At 69.3% G+C, this 19,805-nt stretch carries 16 protein-coding genes; 10 read left to right on the top strand and 6 right to left on the bottom strand.

What is annotated here, in order from left to right; all coding sequences use genetic code 11:
- The first annotated feature begins 61 nt into the window (after nt 1-61).
- The 6 genes from typA to AC3AGO_RS13525 all read left to right on the top strand — a co-directional run bounded on the left by typA (nt 62) and on the right by AC3AGO_RS13525 (nt 7,826).
- On the top strand, nt 62-1,933 hold the full coding sequence (gene typA, locus AC3AGO_RS13550; RefSeq protein WP_487820435.1) for a translational GTPase TypA: 1,872 nt from the start codon (nt 62-64) through the stop codon (nt 1,931-1,933).
- Between the two features lie 280 nt (nt 1,934-2,213).
- Nucleotides 2,214-3,818, top strand: a complete 1,605-nt coding sequence (locus AC3AGO_RS13545; protein WP_487820434.1) for a peptide ABC transporter substrate-binding protein — start codon at nt 2,214-2,216, stop codon at nt 3,816-3,818.
- 20 nt (nt 3,819-3,838) lie between these two features.
- Nucleotides 3,839-4,762, top strand: a complete 924-nt coding sequence (locus AC3AGO_RS13540; RefSeq protein ID WP_487820433.1) for an ABC transporter permease — start codon at nt 3,839-3,841, stop codon at nt 4,760-4,762.
- Nucleotides 4,755-5,681, top strand: coding sequence for an ABC transporter permease (locus tag AC3AGO_RS13535; protein ID WP_487820432.1), 927 nt, complete (start codon nt 4,755-4,757; stop codon nt 5,679-5,681). The genes AC3AGO_RS13540 and AC3AGO_RS13535 overlap by 8 nt, the downstream gene beginning before the upstream one ends.
- A gap of 11 nt (nt 5,682-5,692) precedes the next feature.
- Nucleotides 5,693-6,703 (top strand): ABC transporter ATP-binding protein, encoded by a 1,011-nt coding sequence (locus tag AC3AGO_RS13530; RefSeq protein WP_487820431.1) that lies wholly within the window; start codon nt 5,693-5,695, stop codon nt 6,701-6,703.
- Nucleotides 6,690-7,826 carry an ABC transporter ATP-binding protein gene (locus AC3AGO_RS13525; protein WP_487820430.1) on the top strand — a complete coding sequence of 379 codons (1,137 nt, stop codon included), beginning with the start codon at nt 6,690-6,692 and terminating at the stop codon, nt 7,824-7,826. The genes AC3AGO_RS13530 and AC3AGO_RS13525 overlap by 14 nt, the downstream gene beginning before the upstream one ends.
- A gap of 3 nt (nt 7,827-7,829) precedes the next feature.
- On the opposite strand, the gene AC3AGO_RS13520 is transcribed toward AC3AGO_RS13525, so the two are convergent.
- The 5 genes from AC3AGO_RS13520 to AC3AGO_RS13500 form a co-directional block, all read right to left on the bottom strand.
- A complete protein-coding gene (locus AC3AGO_RS13520) occupies nt 7,830-8,957 on the bottom strand; it encodes an ABC transporter ATP-binding protein (RefSeq protein ID WP_487820429.1) in 1,128 nt (375 codons plus the stop codon).
- Nucleotides 8,958-8,971: 14 nt separating this feature from the next.
- Nucleotides 8,972-10,045, bottom strand: coding sequence for an ABC transporter ATP-binding protein (locus AC3AGO_RS13515; RefSeq protein WP_487820428.1), 1,074 nt, complete (start codon nt 10,043-10,045; stop codon nt 8,972-8,974).
- Between the two features lie 16 nt (nt 10,046-10,061).
- Complete coding sequence (locus AC3AGO_RS13510; protein WP_487820427.1) at nt 10,062-11,039, bottom strand: ABC transporter permease; 978 nt, start codon at nt 11,037-11,039, stop codon at nt 10,062-10,064.
- A 122-nt stretch (nt 11,040-11,161) separates the two neighbouring features.
- Nucleotides 11,162-12,958: an ABC transporter substrate-binding protein gene (locus tag AC3AGO_RS13505; RefSeq protein ID WP_487820426.1), complete on the bottom strand. Its 1,797-nt coding sequence runs from the start codon at nt 12,956-12,958 to the stop codon at nt 11,162-11,164.
- Nucleotides 12,959-13,044: 86 nt separating this feature from the next.
- Nucleotides 13,045-14,079: an ABC transporter permease gene (locus tag AC3AGO_RS13500; RefSeq protein ID WP_487820425.1), complete on the bottom strand. Its 1,035-nt coding sequence runs from the start codon at nt 14,077-14,079 to the stop codon at nt 13,045-13,047.
- A 452-nt stretch (nt 14,080-14,531) separates the two neighbouring features.
- On the opposite strand from AC3AGO_RS13500, the gene AC3AGO_RS13495 reads away from it, so the two are divergent.
- On the top strand, nt 14,532-15,569 hold the full coding sequence (locus AC3AGO_RS13495; protein WP_487820424.1) for a hypothetical protein: 1,038 nt from the start codon (nt 14,532-14,534) through the stop codon (nt 15,567-15,569).
- Between the two features lie 31 nt (nt 15,570-15,600).
- Here AC3AGO_RS13495 and AC3AGO_RS13490 read toward each other — a convergent pair whose 3' ends face one another.
- Nucleotides 15,601-17,790 carry a S9 family peptidase gene (locus tag AC3AGO_RS13490; RefSeq protein ID WP_487820423.1) on the bottom strand — a complete coding sequence of 730 codons (2,190 nt, stop codon included), beginning with the start codon at nt 17,788-17,790 and terminating at the stop codon, nt 15,601-15,603.
- A gap of 279 nt (nt 17,791-18,069) precedes the next feature.
- Between AC3AGO_RS13490 and AC3AGO_RS13485 the strand changes: the two genes are divergently transcribed.
- The 3 genes from AC3AGO_RS13485 (at nt 18,070) to AC3AGO_RS13475 (ending at nt 19,726) form a co-directional block, all read left to right on the top strand.
- A complete protein-coding gene (locus tag AC3AGO_RS13485) occupies nt 18,070-18,264 on the top strand; it encodes a hypothetical protein (protein WP_487820422.1) in 195 nt (64 codons plus the stop codon).
- Nucleotides 18,265-18,353: 89 nt separating this feature from the next.
- Nucleotides 18,354-19,283, top strand: coding sequence for an N-acetyl-1-D-myo-inositol-2-amino-2-deoxy-alpha-D-glucopyranoside deacetylase (gene mshB / locus AC3AGO_RS13480; protein ID WP_487820421.1), 930 nt, complete (start codon nt 18,354-18,356; stop codon nt 19,281-19,283).
- Nucleotides 19,284-19,351: 68 nt separating this feature from the next.
- Complete coding sequence (locus AC3AGO_RS13475; RefSeq protein WP_487824647.1) at nt 19,352-19,726, top strand: DUF6113 family protein; 375 nt, start codon at nt 19,352-19,354, stop codon at nt 19,724-19,726.
- Nucleotides 19,727-19,805 lie beyond the last annotated feature (79 nt).

Raw genomic sequence — 19,805 nt, 5'->3', positions numbered from 1 at the left:
CGGAGACCGCATCGAGGCACCGCGTGCCCCACCCACAACTTCGGGAGAAGCGCCGCAAGCCATGCCCACGCGCAATGACATCCGCAACGTCGCCATGGTCGCCCACGTCGACCACGGCAAGACCACCCTCGTCGACGCCATGCTCCGGCAGGGGGGCGCCTTCGGGGCGCACCAGCTGGAGTCGGTCGACGACCGCGTGATGGACTCCAACGACCTGGAGCGCGAGAAGGGCATCACCATTCTCGCCAAGAACACCGCGGTCAAGTACCACCCCAAGGACGGTGGTGACCCGATCACCATCAACATCATCGACACCCCCGGCCACGCCGACTTCGGCGGCGAGGTCGAGCGCGGGCTGTCGATGGTCGACGCCGTCGTGCTGCTCGTCGACGCGTCCGAGGGACCGCTGCCGCAGACCAGGTTCGTGCTGCGCAAGGCACTGGACGCCCGGCTGCCGGTCATTCTCTGCATCAACAAGACGGACCGTTCCGACGCCCGCATCGACGACGTCGTGAACGACACGTACGAGCTCTTCCTCGACCTGGACGCGGACGAGGACCAGATCGAGTTCCCGATCGTCTACGCCTGCGCGCGCGACGGCATCGCCTCGCTCACGCAGCCGGAGGACGGCACCGCGCCGACCGACAGCGACAGCGTGGAGCCGTTCTTCACCACCCTGCTGGAGACCGTCCCGGCCCCCACGTACGAGGAGGAGGCGCCGCTCCAGGCGCACGTCACCAACCTCGACGCGGACAACTTCCTGGGCCGTATCGCCCTGCTGCGTGTCAAGGCGGGCAAGCTCAAGAAGGGCCAGACCGTGGCCTGGATGAAGCGCGACGGCACGGTCCAGAACGTCCGGCTCACCGAGCTGCTGATGACGCAGGGCCTGGAGCGGAAGCCTGCCGAGGAGGCCGGTCCCGGCGACATCTGCGCCGTCGCGGGCATCCCCGACATCATGATCGGCGAGACGCTGGCCGACCCGGAGAACCCCGTCGCGCTGCCGCTGATCACGGTGGACGAGCCGGCGATCTCCATGACGATCGGTACGAACAACTCGCCGCTCGTCGGCAAGGGCGGCAAGGGCCACAAGGTCACCGCGCGCCTCGTCAAGGACCGGCTGGACCGCGAGCTCATCGGTAACGTCTCGCTGCGCGTGCTGCCCACCGAGCGCCCCGACACCTGGGAGGTGCAGGGCCGCGGTGAGCTGGCGCTGGCCATCCTCGTGGAGACCATGCGCCGGGAGGGCTTCGAGCTCACGGTCGGCAAGCCCGAGGTCGTCACCAAGGAGATCGACGGCAAGCTGCACGAGCCCGTCGAGCGGCTGACCATCGACGCGCCCGACGAGCACATGGGCGCGATCACGCAGGTGATGGCGACCCGCAAGGGCCGTATGGAGACGATGACCAACCACGGGTCCGGCTGGATCCGGATGGAGTGGATCATCCCGGCGCGCGGCCTGATCGGCTTCCGCACGGAGTTCCTCACGGAGACCCGCGGCACGGGCATCGCGCACTCCCTGTTCGAGGGCCACGAGCCGTGGTTCGGCGAGCTGCGCACCCGCAACAGCGGCTCGCTCGTCGCGGACCGCGCGGGCGCGGTGACGGCGTTCGCCATGACGAACCTGCAGGAGCGCGGCACGCTCTTCGTGGACCCGGGCACCGAGGTGTACGAGGGCATGATCGTCGGCGAGAACTCCCGCGCCGACGACATGGACGTCAACATCACCAAGGAGAAGAAGCTGACCAACATGCGGTCCGCGACCTCCGAGGTGACGGAGTCCATCGTGCCGCCGCGGAAGCTCTCGCTGGAGCAGTCGCTGGAGTTCTGCCGCGAGGACGAGTGCATGGAGGTCACGCCGGATGTCATCCGCATTCGGAAGGTGAATCTGGATCACAAGGAGCGGGCTCGCGCTGCCGCGCGGGCCAAGCGGTAACCGCTGACGCTTCGGCTTTTCGTGAAGGGGCGCCCCCTGGTGGGGGCGCCCCTTTTCGCTTGCGCGGGGCGCACGGGTGCGCCTGCTTTGGGTGCGGGGGAGGCGTTCCCTTCGCGGGTGCGGTCCGGTGTGCCCACCCGTTCCGCCCCTTGGGCGGACCAGCTGCCCACACCTTGGTGGGGCGATCGCCCACACCTTGTGCGGCGTGGCTTCGTGACGGTTTGGGGGGTTAGGGGCTTATCTGGGGGTCTGTTCGGGATCCGGGTGAGGGAGGCGCCGCATGTGGGGACGTGTCGCGTGCGCCGTTCTGCTCGCCGCGGTCGCCGGCTGCGGCGGGGGCAGCCAGTACGCGGAGACCCGGCCCGGCGTCGTACGCGCCTTCTGGACCGATCCGCAGAACCCCATCGAGCCGGCCAACACCAACGAGGTGCAGGGCGGCAAGGTCCTGGAGATGGCCTTCCGGGGCCTCAAGCGCTACAACCCGCGTACCGGCGAGGCGGAGAACGCCGTCGCGAAGGACATCAGCACCGACGACCAGCGGACCTTCAGGGTGACGCTGCACAAGGGGTGGAAGTTCTCCGACGGCAGCCCCGTCACCGCGCACTCCTTCGTGGACGCCTGGAACTACGGCGCGCTCGTCACCAACAAGCAGGTGAACTCCTACTTCTTCGAGTACATCGAGGGGTACGGGGAGGTGCACCCGGAGGCCGGGAAGCCGAAGGCGAAGACCATGTCGGGGCTGAAGGTGACGGGCCCGTACAGCTTCACCGTGAAGCTCAACCAGAAGTTCTCGCTGTGGCCGGAGACGCTCGGGTACAACGCCTACGCGCCGCTTCCGAGGGTGTTCTTCGAGGACCACGCGGCATGGATGAAGAAGCCCGTCGGGAACGGTCCGTACAAGGTCGACGCGTACGCCAAGGGGCAGGCCATGCAGCTGTCCCGAAACCCGTACTACGCGGGGCCCGACAAGCCGCGGAACAAGGGCGTCGAACTCCGCGTCTACACCGACCAGAACACCGCGTACACGGATCTGCAGGCCGGGAATCTCGACGTCATGGACGAACTCCCCGCCGCCCAGCTGAAGAACGCGCACAAGGACCTCGAAGGGCGGTACATCAACCAGCCCGCCGGGATTCTCCAGACCGTGTCCTTCCCGATGTACCGCAAGGAATGGCAGGGCCCGAAAGCGCTCATGGTGCGGCGCGGGCTGTCCATGGCCGTCAACCGGGACGAGGTCACCGAGCAGATCTACAACGGCACCCGGAAACCCGCCACCGACCTCACCTCGCCCGTCCTGCGCACCCGCGGCGGCTACCAGCCGGGAATGTGCGGGGAGTTCTGCGAATTCCACCCCGGGAAGGCCCGCAAGCTCATCGAGCGCGGCGGCGGACTGCCCGGCGGCAAGGTCACGTTGTCCTCGAACGTGGACACCGGCTCGCACCAGCAGTGGATGGAAGCCGTCTGCAACAGCATCAACGCGACGCTGCGGCGCAGCGACGCGTGCAGCGTGAACCCCGTGCCGACCTTCGGCGAGTTCCGCGGTGACGTGCAGAAGGAGAAGATGACGAGCCTGTTCCGGGCCGGCTGGCAGATGGACTACCCGCTCATCCAGAACTTCCTCCAGCCCATCTTCTACACCGGCGGCTCCTCCAACGACTCCGGCTATCACAGCAAAGCGGCCGACTCCCTGATGGACAAGGGGAATTCGGCCTCCGAGAAGGACGCCATCCGCTATTTCCAGCAGGCCGAGGAGCAGGTCTTCCGGGACTTCCCGTCGATTCCGCTCTGGTACCAGAACGGCAACGCGGGCTATGCGGACCGGGTGAGCGACGTCCGGCTCAACCCCTTCTCCGCGCCGGTCTTCACCGACATCAAGGTCCACTGAGGGGAGCGGGGGCACGGCACATGGGCCGCTATATCGCCAGACGGCTGCTGCAGATGATCCCGGTGTTCATCGGGACGACGTTCCTCATCTTCGTGATGGTGTACGCCGTCGGGGACCCGGTGAACGCGATGTTCGGCGACCGCGCCCCCGACCCGGCGACGGCAGCCCAACTGCGCGCGGAATTCAACCTCGACAAGCCGGTGTGGCTGCAGTACGTGCTCTATCTCGGGAAGATCTTCACCGGGGACTTCGGCAACTCCTTCAACGGGCAGCCCGTTTCGGAACTCATGGGGCTGTCGTTCCCGGTCACGGCCCGACTGGCGCTGGTGGCGCTGGTCTTCGAGATCGTCATCGGCATCACACTCGGCGTGGTGACGGGGCTGCGCCGCGGCCGGCCCGTCGACACCGGCGTGCTGATGCTGACGCTTCTCGTCATCTCGATTCCCACCTTTGTCACCGGCACGGTCGCGCAGTTCGTGCTCGGGGTGAAGCTCGGCTGGATCCGTCCCGCCGTGTCGCCCGAGGCGCCGCTGCCCGAACTGATCCTTCCCGGGCTGGTCTTGGCGCTGGTCTCCCTCGCGTACGTGACCCGGCTGACGCGTACGTCCATCGCCGAGAACGCCCGTGCCGACTACGTACGGACGGCCCAGGCGAAAGGACTGCCGCGGAGCCGTACGACTGTCCGGCACCTGCTGCGCAACTCGCTGATCCCGGTGGTCACCTTCCTCGGCACCGACGTGGGCCAGCTGATGGCCGGCGCGCTCGTCACCGAACGGATCTTCAACATCCGGGGCGTGGGCTTCCAGCTGTGGCAGGGCATCGTGCAGCAGAACTCCCCGACGGTGGTCGGGTTCGTGACCGTGCTCGTCGTGGTCTTCCTGCTGGCCAACCTGCTCGTCGATCTGCTGTACGCCGTGCTCGACCCGAGGATCCGCTATGCCTGACACGGTGACGACGACGAGTCCCCCCGCCCCGGAGTCCGGCACGGCGTCCCGGGCCCGGCCCGCGGAGAAGCCCCGCAGCCTCGGTTCGGACGCCTGGTACGACCTGCGGCGCAACCCGGTGTTCCTGTGCGCCGCGCTGGTCATCCTGTTCCTGGTGCTGATCTCCGTATGGCCCGGCCTGATCGCCACCCGGGACCCGCTGGCCTGCCGGTTGGGCCACGCGCTCGAACCGTCCGCTCCCGGCCACTGGTTCGGCTTCGACGCGCAGGGCTGCGACGTGTACACCCGCGTCGTGTACGGGGCCCGTACGTCCGTCGTCGTCGGTGTCGGCGCCACCGCCGGGGTCGCCGTGCTCGGGAGCGTACTGGGCGGCGTCGCGGGCTACTTCGGCGGCTGGTGGGACGCCGTCCTCTCGCGGATCACCGACATCTTCTTCGGCATCCCCATCGTGCTCGGCGGGCTGGTCTTCCTGTCCATGACGGGCAGCCGCTCCATCGCGACCGTCGTCGCGTTCATCGTGCTGCTCGGCTGGCCGCAGATCGCCCGCATCGCCCGCGGCTCCGTCCTCACCGCCAAACAGCACGACTACGTACAGGCCGCGCGGGTGCTCGGCGCGGGCGACGGACGGATGCTGCTGCGGCACATCCTGCCGAACGCCGTCGCCCCCGTCATCGTCACCGCGTCCGTCGCGCTCGGCACGTACATCGCGCTGGAGGCCACCCTCAGCTTCCTCGGCGTCGGCCTGCAGCCGCCCACCGTGTCCTGGGGCGCGGACATCTCCGCGGCCTCGCAGGGGATGCAGTTCCGCAACGCGCCCCACATCCTGCTCTACCCCGCGGCCGCGCTGAGCCTGACCGTGCTGGCCTTCATCATGCTGGGCGACGCCGTACGGGACGCCCTCGACCCGAAGCTGCGCTGACGGAGGCCGCCGTGACCGTACCGGAGACTCCCCCGGAAGCCCCGCTGCTCGAAGTCCGCGACCTGCACGTGGAGTTCCGCACCCGCGACGGCACGGCCCGCGCCGTGGACGGGGCCGGCTACAGCGTGGAGGCGGGGGAGACCCTCGCCGTGCTCGGCGAGTCCGGCTCCGGGAAGTCGGTGACCGCGCAGGCCGTGATGGGCATCCTCGACATGCCGCCCGGCCGTATCACCGGCGGCCAGGTGCTGTTCCGCGGCGAGGACCTGCTGCGGATGTCCGCCGAACAGCGGCGGAAGCTCCGCGGCGAGCGGATGGCGATGATCTTCCAGGACGCGCTGTCCTCCCTCAACCCCGTGCTCACCGTGGGATATCAGCTCGGCGAGCTCTTCCGCGTGCACCGCGGCGCCTCCCGCAAGGAGGCCAGGGCGCGGGCCGTGGAGCTGATGGACCGGGTACGGATCCCCGCCGCCCACGAGCGGGTCGACGACTACCCGCACCAGTTCAGCGGCGGCATGCGGCAGCGCATCATGATCGCCATGGCGCTGGCCCTGGAGCCGGAGCTGATCATCGCGGACGAGCCGACGACCGCGCTCGACGTCACCGTGCAGGCCCAGGTGATGGAGCTGCTCGCCGACCTGCGGCGCGAGTACCGGATGGGCCTGATCCTCATCACCCACGACCTCGGCGTGGTCGCCGACGTCGCCGACCGGATCGCCGTGATGTACGCGGGCCGCATCGTCGAGACGGCGCCCGTACGGGAGTTGTACCGGTCACCGGCCCACCCGTACACCAAGGGCCTGCTGGACTCCATCCCGCGGCTCGACCAGAAGGGGCAAGCCCTGCACGCCATCACCGGCATGCCGCCCAGCCCCCTCGCCGTACCGCCCGGCTGCTCCTTCCACCCGCGCTGCCCCATGGTCCGGGACCGCTGCCGTACGGATGATCCGCCGCTGTACGACGTGGGCCCGGGGCGGGCCAGCGCCTGTCACTTCTGGAGGGAGCTGCTCCATGGCACACCGTGATCAGGGCGGCCGGCGGGAGGCCCGCGAGGAGGGACGGATCGCACGCGGGCTGCTGGCGAAGGCGCGCGCGGAGACGGCGTACGCGGCGGGCGAGCCGATCCTCGAAGTGCGGGACCTGGTCAAGCACTTCCCGCTGACGCAGGGCGTCGTGCTGAAGCGCCAGGTGGGCGCCGTACAGGCCGTCGACGGCGTGTCCTTCGACCTGTGCCGCGGCGAGACCCTGGGCATCGTCGGCGAGTCGGGCTGCGGCAAGTCGACCGTCGCCAAGCTGCTCACCAGCCTGGAGGAGCCCACCTCGGGCGCGATCGTCTACAAGGGCGAGGACATCACCAAGCTGTCCCGCAAGGCGCTGAAGGAGGTGCGGCGGAACATCCAGATGGTGTTCCAGGACCCGTACACCTCGCTCAACCCGCGGATGACGGTGGGCGACATCGTCGGCGAGCCCTTCGACATCCACCCCGAGGCGGCCCCGAAGGGCGAACGGCGCACCCGCGTACGGGAGTTGCTGGAGACAGTCGGCCTCGACCCGGACGGCGCGAACCGCTACCCGCACCAGTTCAGCGGCGGCCAGCGGCAGCGCATCGGCATCGCGCGGGGCCTGGCGCTGCGCCCGGAGATCATCGTGGCGGACGAGCCGGTCTCCGCGCTCGACGTCTCCGTACAGGCCCAGGTGGTGAACCTGCTGGCCGAGCTGCAGGGCGAGTTCGGCCTGAGCTACGTGTTCATCGCGCACGACCTCTCGGTGGTGCGCCACATCTCGGACCGGGTCGCCGTGATGTATCTCGGCAAGCTCGTGGAGACCGGCACGGGCGAGCAGATCTACGAGCACGCCACGCACCCGTACACGCAGGCGCTGCTGTCCGCCGTCCCCGTACCGGAGCCGGGCGCCGAGGCGGCCCGCGGCCGGATCGTCCTGGAGGGCGACGTGCCCTCGCCGGCGCATCCGCCGTCCGGTTGCCGGTTCCGCACCCGTTGCTGGAAGGCGGCCGAACGCTGCGCCCGCGAGGAGCCGTTGCTCCAGATCCCGGAGGGGTTCGAGGCGGTGCCGGGCCCGGCCCGGCACCCCTCGGCCTGCCACTTCGCCTCCGAAGAAGCGGGCCGGGGGCGTACCGGGTCCGGCTAGGCCCTACTGCTCGCCCGACTCCATCGTGCGCAGCGCCGTGTCCAGGACGACGTCCTCTTCCCGGCCCGACGTGGTGCCCTCCTCCGGGAAGTGACAGGCCGTCATGTGGCCTGCCCTGTTGCCGGGGATCTGCACCAGCGGGGGCTCCTCCTCGGCGCACTTCTCCTGCGCCTTCCAGCACCGCGTACGGAAGCGGCAGCCGGACGGCGGGTTGATGGGGGAGGGCACGTCGCCCGCGAGCCGGATGCGCTCGCGGCGGTGTGAGGCCGCCTCGTCGTCCTCGTCGCGGAGCACCGCCTCCGGCACCGCGGAGAGCAGCGCGTGCGTGTACGGGTGGCGGGGCCGCGTGTAGATCGAGTCGCGGTCGCCCACCTCGACGATCTTGCCGAGGTACATCACGGCCAGCCGCGTCGAGAAGTGCCGGACGATCGCCAGGTCGTGCGCGATGAAGACGAAGGCGATGCCCATCTCCCGCTGCACGTGCTGGAGCAGGTTCACGACCTGCGCCTGGATGGACACGTCCAGCGCGGAGACCGGCTCGTCCGCCACGATCAGCTTCGGCTCCAGCGCCAGCGCGCGGGCCACGCCGATGCGCTGCCGCTGGCCGCCGCTGAACTCGTGCGGGAAGCGGTTGTAGTGCTCCGGGTTGAGGCCCACGGTCTCCAGCAGCTCGCGGATGCGGGCCTCCCGGCCGCCCGGCGGGTTGATGCCGTTGACCTCCATGGGGCCGCCGATGATGCTGCCGACCGTCTGCCGCGGGTTCAGCGACGAGTACGGGTCCTGGAAGATCATCTGGATCTCGGAGCGGACCGGCGCCAGCTGCTTGCGGTTGGCGTGCGTGATGTCCTTGCCCTGGTACGCGATGCTGCCGGCCGTCGGCTCCAGCAGCCGCGTCAGCAGCCGTCCGGTGGTCGACTTGCCGCAGCCCGACTCGCCCACGAGGCCGAAGGTCTCGCCCGGGTAGACGGACAGATCGATGCCGTCCACGGCCTGTACGGCGCCCACCTGCCGCCGGAACGGGAAGCCGCCCATGATCGGGAAGTGCTTGGTCAGACCCTCGGCCTTCAGCAGGGGCTCGCCGGATCGCGGCGCGGAGTCCTGCGGTTTGGTCAGAGTCAGCTCGTCGCTCATTTGTCCAAGTCTCCCTAGCCCAGCCGGGGCTTGATCTGCTCGATGAAGAACGTGTGTTTCTGTTCCGCCGTCAGATGGCACGCGGCGCCGCGCCCGTCGGGGAGCGGCGGCCTGTCGGAGGAGCAGGACAATCCGCCGGTGACTTCGTCCACGAAACCACAGCGGGGGTGGAACGGACAGCCGGGCGGCGGAGCCAGCAGGCTGGGCGGAGTGCCCTTGATGGGCGTCAGTTCCTCGTTGACGTCGCTGGAGAGCCGCGGCATGGAGCTCAACAGGCCCCAGGTGTACGGGTGCTGCGGCGCGCGCAGCACCTCGCGGACCGAGCCGCGCTCCACGGCACGGCCGCCGTACATGACCAGGATGTCGTCCGCGACGTTCGCGATCACACCGAGGTCGTGGGTGATGAAGATGATCGCCGAACCGAACTCCTGCTGAAGGTCCTTGAGCAGGTCGAGGATCTGCGCCTGGACGGTCACGTCCAGCGCGGTCGTCGGCTCGTCCGCGATCAGCAGGTCGGGGTTGCAGACCAGCGCCATCGCGATCATCGCGCGCTGCCGCATGCCGCCGCTGAACTGGTGCGGGTAGTCGTTCACGCGCATCTTCGCGTTCGGGATGCCGACCTTGTCGAGCATCTCCACGGCGCGCAGGTGCGCTTCCCGCCGGGAGACGCCCATGTGCTTGCGGTACGGCTCGGCGATCTGCCGGCCGACCGTGTAGTACGGGGAGAGCGCGGTCAGCGGATCCTGGAAGATCATGGCCATCTTGTTGCCGCGCAGCGATTCGAGCGTCTTCTGCCGAGCGCCGGTCAACTCCTGGCCGTCCAGCAGGATTTCGCCGGAGACGTCCGTCGTCCGCGGGTTGTGCAGCCCGAGGATCGACAGGTTGGTCACCGACTTGCCCGAGCCGGACTCGCCGACGATGCCGAGTGTGCTGCCCCGCTCCAGGTCGAAGGAGAGGCCGTCGACGGCCTTGACGGTGCCGTCCTCGGTGTCGAAGTGCACGAACAGGTCGCGCACGGAGAGGAACGTCTCGGCGGAGCCGCCCTCGCGCGGCGCGGGGACGTCCGCTTCCTTGGTGATCGTGGTCATGGGACGGTCCGTTCTCCTAGCCGAGGCGCACGCGCGGATCGATGAACGCGTACGCGGCGTCCACGACGATGTTGAAGAGGATGATGAAGGTCGCCGAGAAGAGCATCACGCCCATCACCATGGGCAGATCGGTCTTCTGCACGGACTCCACGGCGAGCCGCCCCAGACCGGGCAGCGAGAAGGTCCACTCGGTGATCATCGCGCCGCCCAGCAGCGACCCCATGTCCACGCCGAGGATGGTGATGATGGGGATGAGGGAGCCGCGCCAGGCGTAGCGGAAGAAGACCGTACGGCCCGACATGCCTTTGGCCCGCGCCGTCCGTACGTGGTCCTCCTGCAGCTGCTCGATCATCGAGGAGCGGGACAGACGCGTGTAGTTGGCGGTGAAGATGATCTGGATGACCATCCAGGGGATCAGCAGCCCCATGAACCAGCCGGCCGGATCCTCCGTCAGCGGTATGTATTCGGGCTGGTCCAGGATGTTCCAGTTGTAGACGAGCAGCGCCAGTGCCAGCGGACCGATGAAGTAGATCTGCATCGAACTCAGCACGAGGGAGCCGGTGCTGAAGAACTTGTCGGTCAGCGTCCCCTTCCGCCAGGCGGCGATCATGCCGGCGCCGAGGCCGACGCAGAGGAAGACGACGGCACCGCCGAGAGCGAGCGACACGGTGGTCGGGAAGCGGTCGAGGATGGTCTCCCAGACCGGGTCCTGGTTCGCGAAGGAGAAGCCGAAACAGGGCGCCGGGCAGTGCCCGACGGCGAAGTCCCGGCCGGCGAAGATGCCGACCATGAACTGCCAGTACTGCACGGGCACCGGCTTGTCCGTGCCCAGGTTCTTGCGGATGACCTCGAGCGCGTCAGGCGTGCAGTTCTTGCCGCAGGCCAGCATCGCCGGGTCCCGGGGGACGGCGTAGAAGAGGAAGAACGTGACCGCGCTGATGACCAGCAGGATCACCATGGCGCCGAGCGACCGGCGGATCAGGAAACGAAGCATGGCGTTGACGCAGCTCTCGTGGGGCGGCGGGATCGTGGAGCGGTACACCGGCCCCCGTGGTGCCCGCCCGGTGGGGCGGGCACCACGGGGCCCTCAGATGACGACCGGGTACGGTCGCGCGGTCACTTCTTGACGTACAGCTGGGTCGGGTCGATGGAGCTGATGACGTCGTTCATGACGACACCGCCGACCTTGGAGCCGTGCAGCTGCATCTGCTTGTAGTACATGAGCGGTGCGTCCGGGAGGTCCTTCTTGAGGATGTCGTCGGCGAGCTTCGCCCACTCCTTCGCCGACTCCTCCTTGTTGGTGATCTTGGAGATGCGGTCCATCTCCTTGTTCATCGCCGGGTTGTTGTAGTGCGCGTAGTTCGCCGCACCGTCCTGGATCTGCCGGCCGTCCAGCGTCGGCGGGACGACGGTGCTGGCGCTCGGCCAGTCGGCACCCCAGGACGCGTTGTACATGTCGTACTTGTTCTTGATCTTGCCGATCTGGTCGTAGTACGTGTCGGCGATGATGTCCTTGCGCTGGACGTTGAAGCCGGCCTTCTTCAGGTTGGCCGCCGCCGCGGACGAGAACTGCTGCCACTCGGGCGCGTTCTGGTAGGCGAAGGTCAGCTTCATGCCGGTCTTGCCGGACTCCTTCAGCAGCTTCTTGGCCTTGGCGACGTCGCCCTGCGGGTTCTTGATCTTGCCGTAGGGGTCGCTCGCGGTGTGGCCGCCGACTGTCGGGCTCACGTAGTTGCCGGCGAGCTCGCCGCCGCCGGAGCCGCCGAACGCCTGGATCAGGGCCTTGGCCGGCAGCGCGTAGGTGATGGCCTCACGGACCTTCTTGTCCTTGAGGCGGTCCATGTTGAAGGCGATCCGGCCGACGTACGGCTGGTAGCCGGCCACCGAGCGCTTCTTGACGTCCGGCTGGGTGCGCACGGTCTGGATGCTGGACGCGTCGACCTGGTTGGTGAAGGTCGTCGCGGTCTTGTTCTCCGCGCTGTCGGAGACCAGGCGCTTGGTGGAGTCCTCGAAGGAGACGCCGAACTTCACGTTGTACGCGTTCACGTACTGGTGCCGCACCGCGTCGGTCTTCGGGTCCCACTCGGGGTTCTTGACCAGCTGCATGCTCTTGCCGGACTTGAAGGAGGCGACCTTGTACGGGCCGGAGGCGACCGGCTTCTTGTCGTACTTCTCCTTGGTGTCGCCCTTCTCCTGGACCGCGCCGTAGCCGGCCATGCCGAGCGCGTACGGCAGGTCGGGCTGCGGGGACTTGAAGTGGAAGACGACGGTCTTGTCGTCCGGGGTGTCCAGGACGCTCTTCGGCAGGTGCTTGCCGTCGAAGCCGCCGTTCTTCAGCAGCTTGCGGTAGTCCGTGCCCTTGGTGTCGGCCATCCACTGCTGGACGTACGTCGGGCCCTCGGTGATGAAGGTCGCGAACTGCCGCTCAAAGGTGTGCCGGATGTCCTTGGAGGTGATCTTCGATCCGTCCTCCCACTTGACCCCGTCCTTGAGCTTGTACGTCCAGGTCTTGCCGCCGTCCGAGGACTTGCCGCTGTTGGTGGCGAGGTCGCCGACGACCGTGTACTTGCCGGCGTTGTCCCGCTTGTACGTGGTCAGCCTGCGGTGCAGGAGGGTCGACATGGCGCCCTCGTCGCTGACGTAGATCTGCGCGGGGTCCAGGTGCGAGAACGAGTCCCGCTGATACATCGTCAGGGAGCCGCCCTTGGTGGCGCCTTCGACGTCCTTGGCCGGCCCCGTCGACGCGGAGTCGTCGCCCATGGCGAACTGGAGCTGCTGTTTCTTGGCGTCGTCCTTGCCGACGTCGTCCCCGCCGCCGCCACCGCCGCCGGAGCTGCAGCCCGTGAGAACGAGCGCACCCGCGGCGAGCGCCACTATGGAAGCGCGCGCACTGCGCATACTGACTCTGCTCATGGTGATCCTTGCACCTGCCTGTCGGTTGTCTGTCGCTGCCTGACGCGTGCGGTGCCGGGGTGGCAGCACCCCCCTCCGCTCGGTCGTCACCGACCCGACTTCGGGTCGAATGCGTCCCTGACCGAGTCCCCGAGCAGGTTGAAGGCGACGATGAAGATGACCATCGCCCCGCCCGGGAAGAACATGTACGTGATGTCGCTCTGGTAGACCTCGGCGCCGGTGGCGAACATCCGTCCCCAGTCGGGCGTGGGGTCCTGCAGCCCGACGCCGAGGAAGGACAGGCCCGCGATCGACGTGACGAAGTTCGGCAGCATGTAGGTCGACTGCACGAGGATCGGGGTCACGACGTTCGGCAGCAGCTCCTTGCGGATGATCCGCCAGGGCGGGGTGCCGGTGACCTTGGCCGCCTCGATGAACTCCCGTTCGCGCAGGGAGAGAACCTGCCCGCGCAGCAGCCGGGCGAGCGTCATCCAGCCCAGCAGCCACATCACGAAGATCAGCACGCAGGCGCGCATCCAGGTGGGCATCTCGTCCTGCGGGCTGACGAACACGGCCATGACAACCGGAGTGAACGCGACGAAGAACAGCTGGTTCGGGAAGGACATCATCAGGTCCGTGAACCGGCCGAGGAAGTAGTCCGTCTTGCCGCCGAAATAGCCGGCGGACACACCGATCACGATGGCGGTGAGGACCGACAGGATCGCGATGGCCACCGCCAGCATGAGCGAGGACCGCATGCCGTAGACGAGCAGCGTGAGGACGTCCTTGCCGGTCTGCGGCTCGACGCCGAACCAGAACTCGCTGTCGATGCCGCCGTTCGGCTTCATCGGGTAGCCGTTCTCGTTCAGCAGTCCCGGCATGATCGCGTCGTAGCGGGTGTACGGATCCTTGCCGTACAGCCAGGAGATCACCGGCGCGAGGAGTGCGATCGCGAAGAAGCCGATGACGATGCAGGCGGAGATCACGCCCGTGCGGTCGCGCTTGAAGCGTATCCACATCAGCCGGCCGGGAGAGCGGCCGAGCATCGCCGGATCGGCTCCGCCTCCCGCCGGGGTCAGGCCGGTGTCCTCGGGACCTGGGGTGTCGGCCCCGGCAGTCGCAGCCTGGGATGGACTTGTCATCGCTGTTACGCCCCCGCGCTCAAATCTCGCCGGTTCCCGCTGAGTTGGCAGCGGTGCGTGCGGTGTGTGAATGGGTTGAGCGGACCTTTGCAAGCGAATTAGTGCCCAGTCAAGGGGTGTTGGACGCAGTGTGTCCTGCTGTCGCGCATCTTGAGCGAAGGTTTTGCAGATCGAGGTCCATACGTGCTTGACAGTGTCCCGGACAACTCGACATATCTGGATAATGGGGAAGTAAACGCGTTAACGAACCCGCAACGCAGTCGTCTCAGTACCGATATACGGACCCTGCACTCTGAACTCCGTACGGCCGTGCGGGTGCCGTAGAACCGGCCGGGAAGGTTCCGCCCTTCCCGGCCGGCCTGCATGTCCCACTCCGGCACACGGGCCCCTTTTCGCAACTCCCGCCCCGGAAAACTTGTTGTGTTCCGCCGGACCCGGGTAGGTCTGGGGGTATGGGCCAGGACAAGACACTCACCAGCGGCGCGCGCGCCCTCGGCACCGCCGTACTGTCCGTGCTCGCCCTGCTGAGCCTCGGCTGGATCGTCCGCGACTTCGTGGCCGCGAACAAGGTCGTCGACGTGTGGTGGACCTGGTCCGGCCTGCCGGCCCGGGCCACCGACGGCCTGTGGGCCACCTCCTTCGTCGAGCCGACGCTGCTGATCCTGTACGTGGTCTGCGCCGTGACCGCGGCCCGTACCGCCTCCGCCGCCGGAGTGCTCGGCTCGGCCGGCGTCCTCACGCTGCTGCTGCGCGCCCCCAGCCTGTGGAACCTGCACTCCGACTGGATGCAGGTCGTCGACGGCGAACTGAAGCGCTGGGCCTTCGTCTCGGCGATCACCATGGTCGTGCTCGGCGCGGTGCTCGTGCTGACCGCGGCCTTCGGGCGGCGCCCCGTCGCCTCGGGCGGCACCGGGCCGTACTACGCGTGGGAGGACGACACCCCGCCCGCCCGGCCCACCCGGGCCGGCGGTGTGACGGCCTTCCTGGCCCTGGGGACAGCGGCCGCCGGACTCGTCGCATGGGAGCTGCGCACCGCCGTCGACCAGGGCTGGACCCTCTACCAGCGGGCGCTGTCGGGAGAGGACGTACTGGTGGCGCTGCTCTCCGTACCGGGCAGCTGGTACGGATGGGTGACGGCGATACTGGCCCTGGTGGCGGCGTGCGCGGCGGTGGTACGCGCCCCGTACGCACGGCCGTTGGGGATGACGGCCGGCGGGGCACTGGTCGGACTCGGCCTCTTCTACACCTCGTACGCGCTGAAGATGAGCCTCTTCGAGCATCTCGGCGAGCACAGTGTGCTGGAGCAACTGCGGCTCGTCCTGGCCCTGTTCGAGATCGTCGCGGGCGTGCTCGCGCTGTGCGTGCTGGCGCCGCGCGGGGAGGCGGACGAGGACGACGGATTCCCGCGCCTCCTCGGCCGCGACTACGGGCCCGGGACGGGGCCCGGCTACTCGCCGCCCCCGCCCGCGAACCCGCCCGCCAACTGGTGACGGGCCCTCAGAGCGCCGCCCGGGCCGTTCCTCACATGCCCAGGGAGCGCTTGAGGAAGCCCGTCTGGAGCACCAGCAGGTTCTCCGCGACCTGCTCCTGCGGCGTCATGTGCGTCACCCCGGACAGCGGCAGCACCTCGTGCGGCCGCCCCTCGGCGAGCAGCGCGGAGGACAGCCGCAGCGTGTGCGCGGCCACCACGTTGTCGTCCGCGAGGCCGTGAACGATCATCAGCGGCCGGTGCTGCTCCGCGGCCCGGGACAGCCCCTCGTCGGTCACCAGGGACGTGTCCGCGTACACCGACGCGTCCTCGTCGGGCAGCCCGCAGTACCGCTCCGTGTAGTGCGTGTCGTACAGCCGCCAGTCCGTCACCGGCGCGCCCGCGACGCCCGCGTGGAACACGTCGGGCCGCCGCAGCACCGCCAGCGCCGCCAGGTAACCGCCGTACGACCAGCCCCTGATGGCCACCCGGCCGAGGTCCAGCGGGAAGTCGCGGGCCAGTGCCTGCAGCGCGTCCACCTGGTCCTGCAGCGTCACCGCCGCCATGTCCCGGGACACGGCCTTCTCCCAGCCGGGGGAGTGGCCCGGCGTACCGCGCCCGTCCGCGATCACCACGGCGAAGCCCTGGTCCGCGAACCACTGCGACGTCAGGTAGGCGTTGTGCGCGGCGACCACGCGCTGCCCGTGCGGCCCGCCGTACGGATCCATCAGCACCGGCAGCGGCCCGTCCTCCTCCCGGTACCCGTGCGGCAGCAGCACCGCGGAGGGGATGCCGCGCTCGCCCGCGCGCACCAGCCGGGGCTCCGCCGAGAGCAGCGGCTCCTGCGCGTACGAGGGCACCGTGCCGCACGGCCGCAGCCCGCCGTCCTCCGCGAGCCGCAGCACGGACACCCGCGCGCCGGGACGTCCCGTCGCGGCCGACGAGAGGACGACCACGTCGCCGCCGCGCGCCGCGGAGGCCACGTGCGGGCCGTCCTCGACGGACAGCCGCTCCCAGCCGCCCTTGTCGCCGCTGCCCGCGAAGTGCGCGCGGTAGACGCCGACATCGCCCACGGGCGCCCCGTCTGCCTCGCTCCCCGCGGACGCCGTGAACAGCACGTCGTCCTCGCCGATGTCGAGCACCGCGCGGACGTGCAGGGCCGGGCCCGTGAGGACGCGGTCGCCGACGACGAGCGCGCGGGCGCCCCCCTTGTCCTCCATCCGTACGAGCCGGCCGTCCGGCGTCCACGCCGGCACCCCGGTGAACAGCTCCAGCCAGTCCGGGTCGTCCTCCGCGTGCAGCGGACTCGTGGTGCCGCTGTCCCGGTCGACGGTGAGCACCAACTGGCTGCGCTGGTCGCGCGACTGGACGAGCAGCAGCGGCGGGCCCGACGGCGACCAGTGCACGCGCGCGAGGTACGGATAGCGGGCGCGGTCCCACAGGATGGCGGTGCGCGCCGTACGGCCGCCCTCCGCCGCGATCAGATGGAGCGTCACATCGGCGTTGGCCGTGCCGGCCGCCGGGTACGCCACCTCGTCCGGCTCGCGGTCCGGGTGCGCCGGATCGGCGATCCACCAGCGCTGTACGGCGGAGTCATCCGATCGTGCGACGAGAAGCTGTTCCCCGTCCGGTGACCACCAGAAACCCCGGCTGCGGGACATCTCCTCCGCTGCGATGAATTCAGCCAATCCGTAGGTCACGGTGGGGTCTTCGGGGGAGGCCAGCGCGCGGTCGCCGGTGCCGTCCGAGCCGACGACGCGGAGGGCGCCCTCACACACGTACGCGATCTTCGTGCCGTCCGGCGAGGGGCGCGGGTCCACGACGGGTGCCGGCACGGGGAGTTCACGTGTCGTCCCCGCCCGCAGCCCGGCGGTGAAGAGCCGTCCCGAGAGGGCGAACGCCGCGAGTTCCACGGCCGTGTCGGTGGCATATCCGACGATCCCCGCGGAACCTTCACGACTGCGTTCGCGGCGTGCGCGCTCCTCCGCGGAGAGCTCCTCCTCGGCCCCGCCGAGCAGCTCCCGCGGGTCCGCCGCGGCCGTCTCGCGGGCCGCCCCGCCGTCCGCCGACTCCCCCTCGGCGCCTTCCAGTTCGCGCACCCAGAGCGCGTGGGAACGGTCCTCACCACCGCGCGAGCGCAGGAACACCACCCGTGCGCCGTCGGGGGCAACGGTGAAGGCGCGGGGGGCGCCGAGAGTGAACCGCTGGGTGCGTGCATACTGCCGCGGGAAGGTCGTAGCCATGCGGCAGAGCGTAGGCCAGCAGGACGGCGTACGAGTGGCCGCGGGTCCGGTCACAGGGCGGACGAAAGCCGCACCTTGTGATGGCCGGAATCGAATATGCGCCCCTCCTCTGCACCCGTGCACCGAACCGTGCAGTCTCACGGATAGTTATGATCCGTTGCGCATGGTGGGTGCTGGGTATACAGCCCGTGGCTCGACCGTGCCATGGGCCGAGCTGTCCTGCTGAAGTGTGTTGCTGTGTACCTGTGCCCGACCGTGTGTACTTGGAGGTGAACCGCCGTGGCACTCTCGATTTCGGCGGTGGTGCTGCTGGCGATCGTCGTCTTCCTGCTGGTCAAGAAATCAGGACTGAAGGCCGGACACGCAGTCGTCTGCGTGCTGTTGGGCTTCTATCTCGCCAGCTCCTCCGTGGCGCCGACGATCAATGAGCTCACCACGAACGTTGCGGGAATGCTCGGCGACATCAAGTTCTAGGTCGCGGCGCCGCCCGGCGGCAGCGGGTTGCGGTCCGCGGTGTGCTCGGCGGCGTCAGGTTCGGGCCCGGCCCGTCGTAGGGTCGGGTCATGAGCAATGCCCCGGACCGCCGCCTGCTGCTGGTGCACGCGCACCCGGACGACGAGTCGATCAACAACGGCGCCACGATGGCCAAGTACGCGGCCGAGGGTGCCCACGTCGCCCTGGTGACGTGCACCCTGGGCGAGGAGGGCGAGGTGATCCCGCCCGCTCTCGCGCATCTCGCGCCGGACCGGGACGACGCGCTGGGCCCGCACCGCATCGGTGAACTCGACGCCGCCATGCGGGAACTGGGGGTGACCGACCACCGGTTCCTCGGCGGCCCGGGCCGCTACCGCGACTCGGGGATGATGGGCGCGCCCACCAACGACCGGCCGGAGAGCTTCTGGCAGGCACCGCTCGACGAGGCCGCCGGGGCACTCGTCGAAGTGATCCGCGACGTGCGCCCCCAGGTGCTCGTGACATACGACACGGAGGGCGGCTACGGCCACCCCGACCACATCAAGGCGCACCGTGTCGCCATGCGCGCCGCCGAACTCGCGGCCGACCCGGACTTCGGGCCCGCGCTGGGCGCCCCGCACGCGGTCGCGCGGATCTTCTGGAACTGCGTGCCCCGCTCGGCGGTCGAGGCCGGCTTCGCGCTGCTGGAGAAGCTGGGCGAGGAGAATCCGTTCCCCGGGGTCGCGCAGGTGGACGACGTGCCGGGGGTCGTGGACGACGCGGAGGTGGCCGTCGCCGTCGACGGCGGCGAGCGGTCCGCCACCGCCAAGGCCGCGGCCATGCGCGCACATGCGACGCAAATTGCCGTGGACGGTCCGTTTTTCGCTCTTTCGAACGACTTGGGGCAGCCTCTCTTCGCCACGGAGTATTACCGTCTTGCAGGCGGAGCCGACAGCAGAGCTGTGGAACAGTTCGGCGGCGGCTGCGACGACAGCGTGCAGGACGACCTCTTCGCGGGATTGGCGGGCGAGACGGCGTGAGCGGTGGAGCGAGCGGTGCTGTGGGCACCCCGGGAGACGCGCCCGCGAGCGAAGCGGAGCGGGACGCGATGCCGCCCGGCGGCCAGGGGCTCCGCTCGGTGCTCTATGTCGCGCTCGGCGTCCTCGGCGTACTGGTCGGCATGGCCGGTTCGCTGGTGCAGTCCGGCTGGTTCCCCGGCGGGCTGCTGCTCGCGCTGGCCGCGTCCGTCGGCGTCTTCTGGGGCGGTGCGAAGCTGTGCCGTACGAAGGTGGGAGCCGTCGCCCCCGGGGTCGGCTGGGCACTGGCCGTCATGCTGCTGACCGTGGCCCGTCCCGAGGGCGACTTCGTCTTCGGAGCCGGCGCCGGCTCGTACGTGTATCTGTTCGGCGGCATGCTCGCCGCTGTGATGTGTGCCACGATCGCCCTGCCCGCCCCGCCGGTGCCCGGGCGCAAGTACCGCTGATGAAGCCGCAGTCGGACCGATTCCGCGGTCCGGCGCCCCGTCGCTGTGCCCCGAAGTATGGTGGTGCGCGCCGGCGAGC

The organism is Streptomyces sp. BL1, from assembly GCF_057628045.1.
This window is presented reverse-complemented; position numbering and strand designations above follow the sequence as displayed.